The organism is Pseudomonas sp. P867, assembly GCF_019891455.1.
GTDB classification, from domain to species: Bacteria; Pseudomonadota; Gammaproteobacteria; order Pseudomonadales; family Pseudomonadaceae; genus Aquipseudomonas; species Aquipseudomonas synxantha_A.
The window spans coordinates 93870-110638 of sequence record NZ_JAFLXB010000014.1 but is presented as its reverse complement, the minus strand read 5'-3'; the positions used below and the strand labels follow the sequence as shown (position 1 = coordinate 110638).

At 59.6% G+C, this 16769-nt stretch carries 12 protein-coding genes; 5 read left to right on the top strand and 7 right to left on the bottom strand.

From position 1 onward, the window contains the following. Positions 1-921 precede the first annotated feature (921 nt). On the top strand, positions 922-1671 hold the full coding sequence (locus J1G33_RS22655; protein WP_103735335.1) for a glucose 1-dehydrogenase: 750 nt from the start codon (positions 922-924) through the stop codon (positions 1669-1671). Here the strand turns inward: J1G33_RS22655 and J1G33_RS22650 are convergent. Further along, positions 1668-2588 (bottom strand): AraC family transcriptional regulator, encoded by a 921-nt coding sequence (locus tag J1G33_RS22650; RefSeq protein WP_103735334.1) that lies wholly within the window; start codon positions 2586-2588, stop codon positions 1668-1670. The two genes, J1G33_RS22655 and J1G33_RS22650, sit on opposite strands and share 4 nt — an antisense overlap. Before the next feature lie 86 nt (positions 2589-2674). Here J1G33_RS22650 and J1G33_RS22645 point away from each other — a divergent pair, with 86 nt between their 5' ends. After that, positions 2675-4150, top strand: coding sequence for an aldehyde dehydrogenase family protein (locus J1G33_RS22645; RefSeq protein WP_223018796.1), 1476 nt, complete (start codon positions 2675-2677; stop codon positions 4148-4150). Between the two features lie 256 nt (positions 4151-4406). Here the strand turns inward: J1G33_RS22645 and J1G33_RS22640 are convergent, their stop codons facing one another. The 4 genes from J1G33_RS22640 to J1G33_RS22625 form a co-directional block, all read right to left on the bottom strand. Then, positions 4407-5867, bottom strand: a complete 1461-nt coding sequence (locus J1G33_RS22640; protein ID WP_223018795.1) for a TolC family protein — start codon at positions 5865-5867, stop codon at positions 4407-4409. A 10-nt stretch (positions 5868-5877) separates the two neighbouring features. Further along, positions 5878-8979, bottom strand: coding sequence for a MexW/MexI family multidrug efflux RND transporter permease subunit (locus tag J1G33_RS22635; protein ID WP_103735331.1), 3102 nt, complete (start codon positions 8977-8979; stop codon positions 5878-5880). A gap of 18 nt (positions 8980-8997) precedes the next feature. Further along, complete coding sequence (locus J1G33_RS22630) at positions 8998-10113, bottom strand: efflux RND transporter periplasmic adaptor subunit (protein ID WP_223018794.1); 1116 nt, start codon at positions 10111-10113, stop codon at positions 8998-9000. Between the two features lie 62 nt (positions 10114-10175). Beyond that, positions 10176-11393 carry an MFS transporter gene (locus J1G33_RS22625; RefSeq protein WP_032876642.1) on the bottom strand — a complete coding sequence of 406 codons (1218 nt, stop codon included), beginning with the start codon at positions 11391-11393 and terminating at the stop codon, positions 10176-10178. 264 nt (positions 11394-11657) lie between these two features. Here J1G33_RS22625 and J1G33_RS22620 point away from each other — a divergent pair, with 264 nt between their 5' ends. Next, entirely contained in the window at positions 11658-12767 is a 1110-nt protein-coding gene (locus J1G33_RS22620; protein ID WP_032876639.1) for a P1 family peptidase, read from the top strand. Here the strand turns inward: J1G33_RS22620 and J1G33_RS22615 are convergent. Further along, the gene (locus J1G33_RS22615; protein WP_223018793.1) at positions 12758-13558 is read right to left on the bottom strand and encodes a LuxR family transcriptional regulator; all 801 of its coding nucleotides are present in this window, start codon (positions 13556-13558) and stop codon (positions 12758-12760) included. The two genes, J1G33_RS22620 and J1G33_RS22615, sit on opposite strands and share 10 nt — an antisense overlap. A 103-nt stretch (positions 13559-13661) precedes the next feature. Between J1G33_RS22615 and J1G33_RS22610 the strand changes: the two genes are divergently transcribed. After that, a complete protein-coding gene (locus J1G33_RS22610; protein WP_223018792.1) occupies positions 13662-14477 on the top strand; it encodes a carbon-nitrogen hydrolase family protein in 816 nt (271 codons plus the stop codon). 63 nt (positions 14478-14540) lie between these two features. After that, positions 14541-15641, top strand: a complete 1101-nt coding sequence (locus tag J1G33_RS22605; protein ID WP_223018791.1) for a polyamine ABC transporter substrate-binding protein — start codon at positions 14541-14543, stop codon at positions 15639-15641. On the opposite strand, the gene J1G33_RS22600 is transcribed toward J1G33_RS22605, so the two are convergent. Continuing rightward, entirely contained in the window at positions 15625-16647 is a 1023-nt protein-coding gene (locus J1G33_RS22600; RefSeq protein WP_223018790.1) for an alpha/beta hydrolase, read from the bottom strand. The two genes, J1G33_RS22605 and J1G33_RS22600, sit on opposite strands and share 17 nt — an antisense overlap. Between the last annotated feature and the right edge of the window lie 122 nt (positions 16648-16769).

Sequence of the window (16769 nt, the reverse complement as noted above, 5' to 3'; positions counted from 1 at the left end):
AAACCACTGAAATCCAGGGTGATCGGTAAATCTAGGTACCGTTCCAGGTGCTGTCTCATGGCCAGGCTCGAACCCGCATTGTTGCTGGATACTCTCAGGTCGTGAGACGAGCTGTTCACCCCATCATTGGTTCGGGCTGGCCTTAAATGACACTGAAATCAATTAAAATTCGATGTGTCCGGGGTGAGTAAAATTCGGTGACTCAATTTTCTGAACCCTCTGCCAACCCCGATAGTTGATCCAGTTCTGTGTAGTCAGATGATGTTTCTACAGCCGTAAAGTCGTGATCATTTGTTTTATGAGCGTGCTCCTGAATCGTTGTGAAATCTTCGTTGTCAGGGTTATGGACAGGTACCATTTCTATTTGAAGGGCAGGGCCGAACGGAGCGCAGCTTGAACTCTTCTTCAGAACCATCGCCCAGGATTTGGGTGAGCTTAAAGCGCTGAGCGTGGGGCAGAGCAGTGATGAGGTGGTCCGTTTACTGCATCGGATTCGGGGCGCGCTGGCGGTCGGCAAAGCCAAGAGCCTGATCCAGTTGTGTCGCGAGCTGGAGATCGCTGTCGCACGGGATGGGCTGGCCCACACCCATGCAGATGTTGCAGCGTTTATCCAGCGCGTCGAATGCGCTATTGAGATTTATAAGCTTGGAATGCCGCCCCGTTCAGGCAGATCCCCACCGCATAAGGCTACAAAGCCGACCCCGAGTCGTTTCTTGGAGAACGATGCTGCAGATAGCTATAACGTCGGCGATACGTCTGCCTCCTCATGGTCAGTTTCAACTTCTCCTTGACTGATCACTATAACCGTCTGCCATCTGGACGATCACAAAGCTTTTCTGGAGCACTGGCTATTAACCGGTTCCCGCCATCCTCTTAAGCTGGCTTGACTGATTTTCAGCCAGCAACAAGTAGGAAGTGAACATGAAAAGGTTGCATAAGAAAGTCGCGCTGGTGACTGGTGCCTCCAAGGGCATCGGCGCAGCGATTGCCAAGCAATTGGCCCAGGATGGCGCCACTGTGATCGTCAACTATGCCAGCAGTCGCTTAGACGCCGAGCGAGTGGTTGAGCAGATTTTGCAAACCGGCGCCAGGGCCTACGCGGTGCAGGCGGACGTGTCCAACAGCACTGACCTCAAGGCGTTGTTCAAGACCATCGTGCATGAGCATGGCCATCTCGACATTCTGGTCAACAATGCCGGTGTCTATTCGACCAGTCCCCTGGCCGATATCACCGAACAGGAGTTTCACCGTCAATTCAACCTCAACGTTCTAGGGCTGATCCAATGCACACAAGCTGCCGTTGAAGTGTTCAACGTGCTGGGGGGCAGCATCGTCAATGTCAGCTCAAGCGTGACTTCGTTCACGCCGGCCAACTCAACGGTGTACACCGCGTCCAAGGCTGCGGTTGACGCGATCACCCGCACGCTGGCCAATGAACTGGGGCCGAGAAATATCCGGGTCAACTCGGTCAACCCAGGGTTGGTCGTCACCGAGGGCGTGCACGCCAGTGGCTTCTTCGAAGATGCGTTCCGTCAGAAAATCGAAGCGATCACGCCGCTGGGCCGCATCGGTCAGCCCGAAGACATCGCACCCGCCGTCGCCTTCCTGGCGTCGTCCGATGCAAGCTGGATCACCGGTGAAACCCTGATAATCGGCGGTGGCCTGCACTAAGCCTGGGTGGCGTGCTCGCGCACATAGTGGCGGGGCGACTGTGACATCACGCGCTTGAATGCGGTACTGAATGCGCTTTCGGACTCATAACCCAATGAGAACGCGATGGTGGAGACCGAGTCATCGGAGTTTTTCAGTCGGTCGCTTGCCAGCAACATCCGCCAGTACGTCAGGTATTCCATCGGTGCTGCGCCCACCACTTGCTTGAAGCGCAACGCGAACGCCGAGCGCGACATGGTAGCCCGTTGCGCCAACTCCTGGACGCTCCAGCGATGGGAAGGGTCAGCGTGCATGGCACTCAGAGCGACACTGAGGTGACGGTCAGCCAAGCCGTAAAACCAACCAGTGCCGTTGTTCTCCAGCGTTGCCAGGTGGGTGCGTAGTACTTCGACCAGCATCAGGTGCGCCAAGTGCTCATTCATCAGCGAGCGGCCGGGGCGCTTCTGCTGTAGCTCCGACGTGAACCGTTCCAGCGCCCAGCGCAGGAGCGATGCCTGCGGTTCATTGGCCTGCACGTGAACCATTGAGGGCAGGCTGCTGAGTAATAACTGGGTAGGAACACCGCTGAAGTCAAACCGGCCACCGACCAATTGCGTGTCGTTGCCGCCGTAATGCAGGGCCAGTTCGTCCGTTGCGAGGGTTTGAAAGTGACCATCGGAATTCATCAGCGGCTGGGACATATCGCTGTAGAGCGAAAAAGGCATGCCCCGAGTCATCAGAAAGCAATCGCCTTGGTGCAGGCGCTGCGGCTGCTGTTCGCCCTCTACGTGCAGCCAGCAACTGCCCTTGATCACCGCCGTGAACTTGATGCCTTCGCGCTCGGGAAAGGTGAAAGCCCAATCACCGCCCAGGGAAAGCGTGGCGGAGTGGTAATTACGGATTCTCAACAGTGAAAGAACGTCGGACAGAGGATCCATGCATCACCTGGTTGGACGAATAATAAAGTAATCGCGATTTTATATCAGAGCTAATCCAGATTTCATCTTTAAATGTGAGGTTCTCCATGCAAATCAATTTCGATAAGTCTTATGGCCCGCTGATCGATGGCGTGTTTGAAACTGAGGATAAGTCGCGCTCGTTTGCTGCGGTCGACCCTGCCACGGGCAGACACCTAGCTTACATTCATTATTGTGACGCCAAAGATGTTGATCGCGCTGTGAAGGCCGCGCATGCAGCGTTTCCAGCCTGGCGTACCCTGGGTCAGCAGATGCGCGCACGCCTGGTGAACCTCTTGGCGGACGAGATCGAAGAGCACAGCGAACGTCTGGCCATGATCGATGCCCATGACGTGGGGCGTTGCATCAGCGAAGTACGCAAGGACTACCTGACTGCTGTCCGGCACTACCGCTATTTCGCCTCGGTGATCATGGCCCATGAAGACACCGGCCGTGAAATTGAAGGCGGTTATGCCATTGCCAAGCGTGAACCACTTGGCGTTTGCGGGCAGATCATTCCCTGGAACGCGCCGGCGATCATGGCCGCGTTCAAGCTCGCCCCCGCGCTGGTAGCCGGCAATACCGTCGTGCTCAAACCTGATGAAAATGCTTCGGTGTCGACGCTGGAACTGGGCAAGTTGATCAACAAGATCTTTCCCGCCGGGGTGGTGAACATGGTCACTGGGTTGGGAGAGATAGTCGGTGCAGCATTGAGCGAGCATCCTCTGGTCAGGAAACTGTCATTTACCGGCAGTACCGAAGTCGGCCGCACAGTAGCCGGTGTTGCAGCCCGGCGCCTCGTGCCTTCAACACTGGAGCTGGGCGGCAAGAGTGCCAATATCGTATTCCCTGACATCGACGACATCGATGCGGTGGTCGACAACGCCACTTTCGCGGCCATTCATAACAATGGGCAGTCGTGCCTGGCTGGCACTCGTTTGTTTGTGCATGCCTCGATCGCAGAGGCGTTTCAGGAAAAGCTGATAGCCGCGTTCAAGCGTGTGAGAGTAGGAGCACCCTTGGCAGAGGATTCACGGGTCAGTTGTGTGGTCAACGCCCAACAAGGTGAGCGCGTGTTGAGTTACATCACCATGGGCCTGGAAGAGGGCGCCGAGTTGCTCGCAGGTGGCGGCCGGGCTGCAGTCCCAGGTTGTGAAAATGGCTACTTCATTCAGCCAACGTTGTTACTTGCACGTAACGACATGAGCATCTGCCAGGAAGAGATTTTTGGCCCGGTGCTATCGCTGATCGTGTGGGACGACTATGAAACGATGATCGCCCAAGCCAATGACACTGAATATGGGTTGGCCTCCGGGATCTACACCAGCAATTTGCAGCACGCTATGGAGACTGCAGCACGGCTGGAGGCAGGTTCGGTGTGGATCAATCGTTACTCGAACATTACCGATGGCACTGCGTTTGGAGGGTATAAGAACAGTGGGATTGGGCGTGAGTTTTGTCGGGAGATGCTCAATGCTTATACACAGATAAAGACGATCACAATGCAGGCGCGTGCACCACTGCCCTGGTTTGCAGGCGTGTAATTCAACGGGGATCTGCGCGCAGCCGTAGGGTGCGCGCATGACTTGCCCCTTCATGATTTCAACGATTGTACGTGGTTAAATTCGCCGCAAACTACCCCTTCACTTGTCCGACCTGCACTGGCATGTACTCGGCGCCGCCTCGGCAGCCATGTTCCAGTTCCTTGCTGCGTCCAGGCACCTATTCATTGCGCATCAATGCCGTGCTGGCCGGCTCAGGATCGGCCACGGGCGTGGCCGATTACCTTGGGAGTTAGGCTTACCCGCGAGGGCCTTGTCCGGTAACCGCATACGAACTGAGCGGCTCCGGCGCACGCCAGCCACCACCCAACGCTTTATAGAGTTGCACCACATTGAGATACGACGCGGTCTCTGCCTGCGTCAGCGCGTCCTGAGCATTCAGTTGCGTACGCTGCGCGTCCAGCTCTACCAGATACGCCGCACTACCTGCTTCATAACGCGCATGTGCCAGTCGAGCCGCACGCTCACTTTGCGCTGCTGCTTCAGCCAGGCTACGTACCCGTTGCTGCGACAAGCTATAGGTCGTCAGCGCGCTCTCGGTTTCCTCAATCGCATTCAGCACCACTTGCTCGTAACGCGCTCGGGTGCCCACCTCACGCGCCTGAGCCTCCCGCTGCCGGGCCTTAACACTGGCCAGGTGCAGCGCCGGCCAACTGACCGAGGGCATCACGCTGAACGCGCGGCTGCCGCTGTCGCCCAAATCCCCACCGCGCAAGGCCACAAAGCCGAGAAAGCCGCCCAGGTCGATCCGTGGGTAAAGCTCGGCCGTCACCGCGCCAATGTCCGCATTCGACGCCGCCAAAGCGCGTTCGGCGCTGGCGACATCGGGACGCTGGCGCAGCAAGTCACTTATCTGGCCAATCGGCAAGCGTGTGACCAGTGCCGGCAAGGGTTTCAGGTCGGTCAGCGCTTGCAGCTCATTGGGCCGCGAGCCCGTGAGTACGGCGAGCCGATAACGGCTGAGCGCTTGACGGGTTTCCAAACTCGGCAGTGTGGCTTGCACCCGTGCGCGCTCGGCCAGGGCGCTGGCCAGCTCGTCGGCGGTGCCGCGTCCGGCATCCACGCGGCCCTGGACCAGCGCCACGGTTTTTTCCTGATTACTCAGGTTGGCCTGGGCCACCGCTAATTGCCGTTGCGCGCCGCGCAGTTCAAAGTAGTGACGCGCCACGTCAGCGGTCACTACGATACGGGTTTGCGCAAGGTCCGCCGCGACGGCCTCAGCGCGTGCCGAAGACGCCTGCGACAGGCGCTGCAGCCGGCCGAACAGGTCCAGCTCCCACTGCGCATCCAAGCCGGCCTGATAGGTCTTGGCCAGGTTGCGCTCACCGCTCGGGCCGGGGTTGGCCTGGGACAGGCTACGGGAATAAGCCCCGCTGGCGGTCACCGTTGGCAGCTGGTCCAACTGACGCTGATCCAGCACCGCACGTGCCTCCAGCAACCTGGCCTGGGCGATGCGCAGGTCATGGTTACGCGCCAGCGCTTGATCGATCAGCGCATCCAGTTGTGGGTCCTGGAATTGTCGCCACCAATCCTGTTGCACGCGGGTGCTGCTATACAGCGCGGTATCGGGGCTTTGAGTCAGCTCTACTGCGGGCTCGTTACTGGCCCGGTAGTCCGGGCCGACGGTACAGCCCGTCATCCAGGCCGAGCAGACCAGCAGCGCGAGCGGGCGAATCACGAAGGTATTAAAGGGGTGCATATATGTCTCCTTACACCGTCTGGGTCGTGGCGGCGTCGGCTGCATCGGCAGCGGCCAGCGCACGGGCGCGGGGTGTGGTGGCCGCGATACGATGGTCGACGGCAATGAACGAATACATGGTCGGCAAAACCAGCAAAGTGAACAGCGTACCCACCAACATGCCCACCACGATCACCAGGCCAAGGTCATAACGGCTATGGGCACCGGCACCGGAGGCGAACAGCAGGGGAATCAAGCCCGCCACCATCGCCGCCGTGGTCATCAGGATCGGCCGCAGGCGCATCTTCGCCGAGTGCAGAATCGCCTCACGACGATCCAGGCCCTGCTTGACCTGCATCTCATTGGCGAACTCCACCATCAGGATGCCGTGTTTGCTGATCAGGCCGATCAGGGTCACCAGGCCGATCTGTGTGTAGATATTGATGGTCGCCATGCCCAAGGCCAGTGGAATCAATGCACCGCATATCGACATCGGCACGCTGATCAGAATGATCAACGGGTCACGCAGGCTTTCATACTGCGCAGCGAGTACCAGGTAGATCACGATGATTGCGAACAGGAACGCCATGACCAGCGCGCCGCTTTCCTGATGATATTGGCGTGCATCCGAAAGCCAGTCGTAGGTGAAACCCGGCGGCAGCAGTTTGGCTCGCGCCTCGAGGAACTTCACTGCATCGCCCATGGCCACGCCTGGGTTGGGGATCGCCTGGAAGATCGCCGAATTGAGCTGGTCGAACTGGGTCAATTGATTGGGCTCGACCCCGGTCGAGACGCTGACCAGATTAGACAGCGGCACTTGCCCACCGCTGGCGCTGGTCACATAAAAGCGCGACAGCGCTTCAGGCGTCAGCCGCTCGCCACGCAGGCTCTGCGGGATCACATCATAGGAGCGACCGTCCATGGCGAAGCGGTTGACGTAGTTTTCGCCCACCAGCACCGCCAGGGTGTCACCCAGGTCCTTCATGGTTACGCCCAGGCTGTTGGCCTTGGTGCGGTCAACTTTGATCTTGATCACCGAGTTGTTGTAGTCCAGGTCGCTGTCCACGACCATGAACAAACCGCTTTCACGTGCGGCGTGTTTGAGCGCTTCCATCGCCTCATAGACCACGCTGTAGTCACCGGCGCTCTTGATCACCATCTGCACCGGCAGGCCACCGGTCGAGCCCGGCAGTGAAGGCAGCTGGAAGGCAAAGACGTTGCTGCCCTCGATGGTGTTGGCGCGGTTCTGCATATCGCCCTGAATCTGGTCGGCGTTGCGCTCGCGTTTTTCCCAATCGACGAAGTTGACCCCGCCGATGCTGTTGGATACGCCGTTGCTGCCGTTGACCAGCCACAGGTTGCTCTGCTCCGGCAATGTCCCCATGGCTTCGTTCCACTGTTTGCCGAACTTCTCGACGTAGTCGATGTTGGCGTTTTGTGGAGACTTGATGGCCGTTAACACCGTGGACTGGTCCTCGGTGGGCGCCAGTTCGGTCTGGGCACGGCTGTATAGCCAGGGCACGCTGATCAGCACGATGACCGCAATCGTAAACGTGACCCAACGGTGGTGCAGCGACAGATCCAGCACCCGGCCATACGCGCTGCCGAGACGGTGAAAGAATCTCTCGGCCTTGCGCGCCATCCAGCCTTCGTTCATCTGGCTGTTGAGCAGCAGTGAGCTCATGACCGGCGACAGCGTAAGCGCGATAATGCCTGAGACCACCACCGAGCCGGCCAAGGTGAAGGCGAACTCCTTGAACAGCGAGCCGGTCAGCCCGCCCATGAGGCCTATGGGCGCATACACGGCCGCCAGCGTCAGGGTCATCGCAATCACCGGCGCTGCCACCTCACGTGCGCCCAGCAGGGCTGCATATGTGGGAGACTTGCCTTCTTCGATATGACGGTGAACGTTCTCCACCACAATGATCGCGTCATCCACCACCAGGCCGATGGCCAATACCATCGCCAGCAAGGTCAGCAAGTTAATGCTGAACCCGAACATCGACATGAATGCGGCCGCACCCAACATCGACAAGGGAATGGTGACCACCGGGATGATCACTGCCCGCGCCGAACCCAGGCTTAAGAAAATCACCAGTACCACGATGGCAATGGCTTCGCCCAGCGTACCGAGTACTTCATCAATCGATGCGCTGATAAAACGTGCCAGCTCAAACGGCACAGCGACTTTCACGTCCGGCGGCAGGTTGGCGCGGATCCCCGGCAGCAATTCATTTACCTTCTTGACGATCACCAGCGGGTTGGCATTGGGCGCGGCATTCAGGCCGAAAAACACTGCTTGAACTCCGTCCATGGTGGCGCTGGTGTCGGTGGACGCGGCGCCCAGTTCCACGGTAGCGATATCATTCAGGTGCACCACACCGGCAGCGCTGGACTTGACCACCAACTGTCGAAACTCGGCGACATCGACCAGGTCGGTGTTGATCTGGATATCCGACACCACATACAAACCCTTGGCCTGGCCGGGCGCAGCCTGCACGTTGTTATTCAACAGGGCCTGGGCCACATCGCTGCCGGAAATGCCATGGGCGGCCATGCGATTGGCATCCAGCCAGATACGCATGGCCATTGTCTGCCCGCCGCTGAGGTTGATGCTGCCGACCCCTTCGATGGAAGACAGTTGCGGTTGCACCACGCGCTGCAAGTAGTCCGAGAGTGCGGCGGTGGACAGGGTCGGGCTGGAAAAACCCACATAGGCCACGGCTGTGGCCTCACCGGAGGACTTCACAATCACCGGATCGTAAGCCTGCTCCGGCAAGCGGTATTTGACCTCGTTGACCTTGGCCATCACCTGGGTCATGGCCTTGTTGGAGTCGGCGTTGAGCTTCATGCGCACGGTGATCACGCTTTTGCCCTGGGTCGACGTCGAGCTCATGTAGTCGACGTCTTCCACGGTGGCGACCGATTGCGCGATGGCCTGGGTGACGAAACCCTGCATCAATTGCGGTGAAGCACCGGGGTACTGGGTGGTGATCGTCAGCGTGGAGCTTTCCGTCAGGGGGTACTGACGAATCGGCAGGTTATTTATGGCCAGCAGCCCCATCAATAAAATCAGGGTGCTGACCACCAGCGCCAACACCGGGCGCCGCACGAACAAGTCGGTGAATTTCATTTTCAGATCCTTGGTGTATCAGCGGCTTGCGGCTTGGTCGAGCCCTACGGTGTCCTTGAGCGCAATGCGTACCAGGGCGCCGCTGCTCAAGCGCAACTGACCGGAGGTGACCACGCGATCACCGGCCTTTCCGCCGTCAAGCAGCACGACCCGGCCATCCGAGCGTTCGCCGGTCTTCACGTAGACTTGGCGTACCGTGTTGGTCAGTTGGGTATCAGCGCCCTCGACGACGTAGACAAAGTCACCGTAGGCGCTGTAGCTCACGGCTGTTTCAGGCACGCTGATCACGTCTTTTTTGGCTGGCAGATGGACTTCGCCATTGGCGTACATGCCGGGTGACAGCAGGTTGTCCGGATTCGGAACCGTGGCCTGGACCAGCACCGTGCGGGTGCCGGGGTCGATACGTGGTTCGAGGGTACTGACGTGGCCCATGAACAAGCGCTGGGGGTACGCGTCTACGCTGACGCTCATCTCCTGGCCCGTTTTGAGCTGTGCCAGGGCACGTTCGGGCAGGGTGATGTTGGCGTACAGCGTCTGTGCGTCGGTCAGCGACACCATGGCATCTCCGGCCTGCACGAACTGGCCCAGGTTGACCTTGCGTACACCCAGCACGCCGGTGAAAGGGGCCTTGATGCGTTTCTGATCGATCAGCGCCTTGATCCGCACGATATCGGCCAGCGCCTGGGAGTAGGCGGACTGCACCTGATCCAGTTCCTCTTGCGTCGCCGCCTGTTGGGGCAGCAAGCGTTGGGTTCGTTGCAACTTGGCCTTGGCGTTGGCGGCCTGGGCCTGAAGCCTGGCCAGTTCGCCTTGCTCCGGCGCATCGTTGAGTCGCACCAGAGTTTGCCCGGCTTTCACCCGCTCGCCGGGTTGGAATGCAATGGCACGTACCAGGCCACCGCTTTCGGCGGTGACCATGACTTGGTGGGTGGCTTCCAGTTCACCGATACCCGCCAACGTGTTAGGCATATCGGCTTGCGTGGCGGTGGCGACGGCTACCTGGATGGCCGGCGCAGCCGTTCCGGCCGTCGTTTGGGTAGGTTGCGCAGAGGTGGACTGCCGGTACAAGCCGACGGCGCCGCCAATGGCGAGCACCGCAGCAATCGTGACGCACACTTTAAGTTTTTTATGCATGATTCCGGTACTGACGTAAGGCAAAAAATTAAGAGCCCTGATGGCTCAACGGTGACGAGCGCTCAACTGGACTGTTGATGCGCATGAGGGAGTCGGACCCGTGCAGCGAGAATCGCCAGCACGGCACCGAGCCCCAGAAAAAAGACCAAGGCGGCGAGCACGCTGGGGGCAAGCCCCATCGCGTCCACCAGCAGCCCAAGTGGAATGGGCACAGCGTTGAACAGGTAGATGGTCATATAGAAATACGCCACCAACTTGGCGTGGCAGTTGGCGGGAGCCAGCTGATTGATCAGCCGCGCACTGCCGACAAAAATGGCGCCATAAGCGTAGCCGCCGATTACCAGGGCCAGCGCCGCGAGCGTCAGCGAATGGACCGAGAAGGCCGTCAGCAGGAGCAGGAAGGCGGCACACTGGGCGAGCAATCCAGAACGCAATGCACGCGCTGCATCCAGGCGTTTGCAATACAGCTGGCTGGCCCCGGCGATCAACAGGTACACCGCCATGCTGTAGCCAAACATCCCACGGTCACTCAAGCCCAGTTGCTGTTCGGCAGCGCCGGGGCCAATCACGAAGACGCAGGCCGTGAACGACCAGCTGAAAAACACCGACCACGCGCACAAGTGGAAGGGCCGACCAATACCCCGCAGGCCTTCACGTAACGACGCTTGTGCAGTGTGAGCGGCGGTGTGGGCCTGGAGGGCGTGGCGGGGCCAGAGCGCCAGTACGCCGAGGGCGGCGACAGCGACCAGGGCCATGATCGACCAGAAGGGCAGGCTGGCCGGGTACAGGTTCAGTTGCAGTGCCACGCCGCTGAGCACTGGGCCGAAAGCCAACCCCAGGATCATTGCCAAGGTGGCCAGCGTCGCCGCCAACTTGCCGTTGTCGAGCGGACCGAACCGCACCAGCGTCACGTTCACCGCGGTGGTCATGATCCCTGCGCCAAGCCCCGAGATGGCGCGGGCCGCACATAGGGCCCACAACGAATCGCATTCGGCGCACAACCAGGCGCCGATCAGCACCAGTGCAATGGCTGGGAGCAGCAAAAAACGCTGGTCTTTGACATGGCCGGCGATGCGCGCCAGGGTCATCAAGGCCAGCAAAACACCGGCACCGTAGGCGCCGAATATAAACGTCAGGTCCACAGCGTTGATCTGCAGGTGTTCTTGGTAAAAAGGGTACAGCGGCGTGGGTGCGCTGCTGTTCATGAGCGCTGCGGTCAGTGACAGCGCGAGAAAAAACATCAAGCCTTTTGAGCCGTGTTTAGTGATATCGACGGACATGAGTCTCCCAGCCCAGCGCTCAGGGCTTTTGCCTAGTGAATGTTTGCAAGCGGGATGTGAATGCGGTTTAGAGGGCTTTGCCCATTGGCAAATGATACGGACCGGTGCGATTGGCACCATGCCCGAAACCCCAGGCTTCATTTGCCATCGTCCAAAGCGGGGCCGACCTAACTCATCGGGGGTAACAACTGTGGGTTATCGTCAACGGCTGGCCGACTACCTAGACTTGAGCCAATTCTTCACGGGCTTATCGAGAGTAAAAACATGCGCTTACGAGACCTGGGCATCACGATTGGCACGGGCACACCCGGGGCGTTCAACGCCATCACCGACGTGCCCGGCGTTCGCGTCGGCCATCACACCCTCAATGCCGAAAGCACCGACGGCTCGATGCATACCGGTGTGACCATCATCGAGCCGCGGCCGGTCGCAGCTCATCTGGCGCCGTGTTTCGCCGGCGTTCACGTGCTCAACGGCAACGGCGACGCCACCGGTCTGGAGTGGATTCGCGAAGCAGGCTTGCTGACCACACCCATTGCCTACACCAATACCCACAGCGTCGGCGTGGTACGTGATGCACTGGTGGCCGCCGAACGTGAAATGGGCAAGCAACACACCTATTGGTGCATGCCGGTGGTGCTGGAAACCTACGATGGCATTTTGAGCGATATCTGGGACCAGCACGTCACCGCCGAGCATGTGCACGCCGCATTGGCGGATGCACACAGCGGCCCGGTGCAGGAAGGCTGCGTGGGCGGCGGTAACGGGATGATCTGCCATGAATTCAAAGGTGGGATTGGTACGTCGTCTCGCGTGCTGAGCGCCGAAGAGGGCGGCTGGACCGTGGGCGCACTGGTGCAGGCCAACTACGGCGTACGCAGCGCCTTGCGCGTGGCGGGTTACCCGGTGGGCAGCGTATTGCAGGACACGCCTTCGCCTTATGACGGGCCGGTGAACGTCGGCGTGCCTGGCATGGGGTCTATCGTGATCACCATCGCCACCGACGCGCCCTTGCTGCCCCATCAATGCACACGCCTGGCACAGCGTGCGAGTATCGGTTTGGCGCGGGTCGGTGGCGGCACCGAAGACGACAGCGGCGACATCTTCATCGCGTTCTCTGTAGGCAATACCGGCTTGCCGGTTGCTAATCTCGGGCAACCCGGCCCGCCGACCACGGCCTTACAGATGGTCAATAACGACTACATCTCCGCGTTGTTTGTGGCCGCTGCGGACGCCGTCGAGGAAGCAATTCTCAATGCTCTGTTGGCCGCCAACGACCTGCAGGGCCGTGGCCGACAAGCACTGGCGCTCAAACCTGAACAATTGCTGGCGGCGATGACGAAGGTGGGTTGGACGGCTGCTGTTCACTCCTGAGCCTGAAGGAACAATAGGAACAGCTCGGACTGGGATTTGATCCCCAGCTTGTTGTACATGTGCTTGCGATGCACCTTGACCGTTTCGGCAGAGATCGCCAGCTTGCGGGCGATCTCTTTGTTCGAGCAGCCACTGAGCATCAACTGCGCTACCTCGGCTTCACGGCTCGACAACGCCGAGCTGATCTGCAGCGTCGGTGACAGCAGGCGCTCTTGCCAGTCCGTTGACGGCTCCGCTGCCGGCACGCTGCTCGATGCCTGTTCAAACACGCAGCGCTGACGCATCAGGCCGGCCACCCAGGGCTGGATCAACCGCAGCAGTGCCAGTTGCTCCTGGCTGAAGCGGCAACGGCTGCCCAACGACAGGCTCAGAGTGCGCTGGGGATCGAGTTGCACATTGAGATGTATCTCATCGGCGACCACGTTCAGGCGGAAGTAGCGCTGGTAATAATCGGTCTGCTCAAAACACTCGGGGGCAACGTCGTCCAGTTGAAACAGCCCACTTCGCGGTGATTCGCGATTGGCCAGGTAAAACGGATCGAGCAGGTAAAGCCCCTTGAGGTAGTCCTGGAACAGCGAGTCGGTGCCGCCTTCCTCCGTAGGCGATTCAGCCAGTACCAGTGGCCTGCCAGGGTTGAAGATCAGTACCACCCAGCTGTCCACCGGCACATAGCGCCCGAGCAAACGCGTCATGGATACCCAGAAGTGCGGTTGGTCGAGGTTTTCGATCAGCCGCCCGACCGCGTCATGCCAGGCCACATCCTGCAAGGTCAGATTGGTTTGACTACCCATTGCGGGGTACCCCATTGAAGTGATTTTTTCCCATTGCGCTGCACCCCATACTCATTTGAAGGCCCGGGTAAATTCGGGTTTCCACTTTGCCCAAGGACCTGCCATGAACATCGAACTCTTGCAGTTAGCCGGCCGCGACGGTGATACCGCTTATAACCTGGGACGCACCTTGGAGACCATCGCCAACTGCAACGCGGATACCGACTTGCTGGTATTTCCGGAAACCCATTTGATGGGCTTCGTCGGTGGCGAACAACTGGCCAAGGTCGCCGAGCCTCTGGACGGCCCGACGCTGCAAACCGTGCAGCAGGCGGTGCGCCAACGCAATGTGTCGGTTGTGATTGGCTTGGTCGAACGTGATGCGGACGCCTATTACAACACCTCGGTATTGATCACACCCGAGGGTATTGCCCTGCGCTATCGCAAAACCCATCTGTGGCCCTCCGAGCGCGCCGACATCACGCCAGGCGATCGCTTCGTCACTACGCTGTGGAACGGCGTGCGTGTCGGCCTGCTGATCTGCTACGACATCGAGCTGCCGGAAACGGCGCGGGCGCTGGGGCAATTGGGTGCCGAATTGATCATCGTCACCAACGGCAACATGGACCCCTACGGTCCGGTGCATCGCACTGCGATCATGGCCAGGGCCCAGGAGAACCAGGTGTTCTGCGTGATGGTCAACCGCGCGGGGCAGGGCGATGACGGTCTGGTATTTGCTGGCGGCAGCACGGTGGTCGACCCGTTTGGTCGCGTGCCGTACGAAGCCGGGCGCGAAGAATCACGCCATGTGATCAGTCTGGACCTTGCTCAAATCAAGGCGGCCCGCAGGGATTATCACTACCTCAATGATCGTCGGTTGCTGCTGCAAGGCGAGGCTGTCGAGCATCCCAATGGCCGCCGTGAACTGCTTATTCGCTGACTGCGTTTGTACCCTCCATAACAATAATCAGCTGGTGCGCAGGTGCCGGCCCAGGAGTTCGTGATGATCGCTATTCGATGCATGCAATGGGGGCTGGCTGCCGTTATCAGCGGCGCAATGGCATGCGCTCAGGCGGCGGAGCCGAAGGTCAATATCTATAACTGGTATGACTTCATTGCACCCAACACGCTGAAGGATTTCCAGGCGCAGACCGGCATTCAATCGGCCTACGACGTGTTCGACAACAGCGAGGTCATGCAAAGCAAACTCATGGCCGGGCGCAGTGGCTATGACGTGGTGGTCGCTACCGGCGACCTGTTGCCGAACCTGATCAAGGCCGGCGTGCTCAAGGAACTGGATCGCTCGCAACTGCCCAACCTGTCACATCTGGATCCGGATATCCTGGCAAAGGTCAGCAGCAACGACCCCGGTAATCGTTTTGCCGTGCCTTATCTGTGGGGCACCACCGGCATCGGTTACGACGTCGCCAAAGTCCACGCGCTCCTGGGTGACAACGCACCGGTAGATTCCTGGGACCTGATTTTCAAAGAAGAAAACCTCGCCAGGCTGGGCGAGTGCGGCGTGGCGATGCTGGATGCGCCCGCTGAAATCATCCCGATCGCCTTGCACTATCTGGGGTTGCCCTATAACAGCCAGAACCCGGAAGACTACCTCAAGGCCCAGGCCCTGTTGTTGAAACTGCGCCCGCACATTCGCTACTTCGACTCCTCGCGCTTTATCACCGATCTGGCCAACGGTGATATCTGCGCCGTCGTCGGCTGGGCGGGCGGCGTGATGGACGCTCGCAAAGCTGCCGATGCCGCCGGCAATGGTCGCCGGATCCAGTACAGCATTCCCAAGGAAGGCGCGCCGATCTGGGTGGAAAACCTGGTGCTGCTCAACGATGCACCGAATCCCCAGCAGGGCCTGGCGTTCATCGACTACATGCTGCGCCCGCCGGTGATTGCCGCGTCGTCCAATTACCTCAGCTATGCCAATGCCAACAAGGACGCCAAAGGGCTGGTTGATGCGAAGGTGCGCGATAATCCTGGGGTTTATCCTTCCAAGGCAGTGCTGGATACGCTGTTTGCGCTGGAGCCGCTGCCGTTGAAACTGGAGCGGGTGCGTACGCGGGTCTGGAGCAAGGTCAAGAGTGGGACCTGAGCTTGCGTAGCCAGGTGCTTATGGCTTCAACGAGTTCGACCTTGCATTCCACCGGCAACCAATGCCCGCCGGGTAGGCTTGCCACGGTGAGATCTACGCAGGCCGCCCGCATTGGATCGCCCAGCTGATTACCTTTGATGGTGTTCATTTGATCGTAGTCGCCGTTCACAAACAGTACGGGCAATGACAAGAGGCCGCCATTTAACGCCCGGTGCGCATATTCAATGTTGGCATCGTCGTTTAAATACCAGGCGCAGGGAGCGCGGAAACCCTGCGCCTGGAAACTGCGCACCAATTGCGCGAAGTCTGCAGGCGGCCAGAGTGCAAGGTCTGGCTGGGTGAGGGGGGCCCGGTGCGCTTGGCCGAACCGCCCGCCCTTGCGGGTCACTTCGGCATTCGCTGCAATCTTGCCGATATTCGCCGGGTCGCCTCGGCGATAAATCGACGCCAGCGACGCGGCTTTATCCGCATCAAGGTCAGCGACAGCGCACGCAAAGTGCGTGTTGTAGTAGCGGTAATAATCCCATTGACCGTCCGGATACGTGTCCGCCGGGTAGATCGAGCGATCAACCAGTGGGACGAGCGTTGGCAGCGCGTTAGTGGTGGGGAAGTACGGGACCGAAATCAATACAACACCGCAACTGCGCTGAGGCTCATGAGCGACCAGTTCACCCGCCACGACGCTGCCCCAATCGTGGCCTACCCAAATGGCGGGCCTGCCACCGAGATGGTCGTGAAGCTCTGCCATGTCGGCCACGATGTTTTCAAGGGTGTACGCCTGCGTGGGCGCGGGTGCAGAAGAACGACCATAACCGCGCATGTCGGGTGCAACGCAGTGCCAGCCTTGTGCCGCGAATGCTTGGATCTGTGCGCGCCAGATCAGGCTGAGCTCCGGCCAACCGTGCAGGAACAGCATCAATGGCCCATCGGCCGGTCCCATCTCTACATAGTGCGTCGTATGGCGCGGTGTATTGAGAACACGCGAGGTCAGCTTGGAAGTGGACACAGTCTCTCCTCATGCTACGTCGGCTGATAAACTCGAAGCGGCAACACTATACTGAGCGGTAGGCTTCATGTTTCGTTCCCATTCGGCGCTTCCAGCGTCCGAGGCAAAGTCTTGCGTGTGAA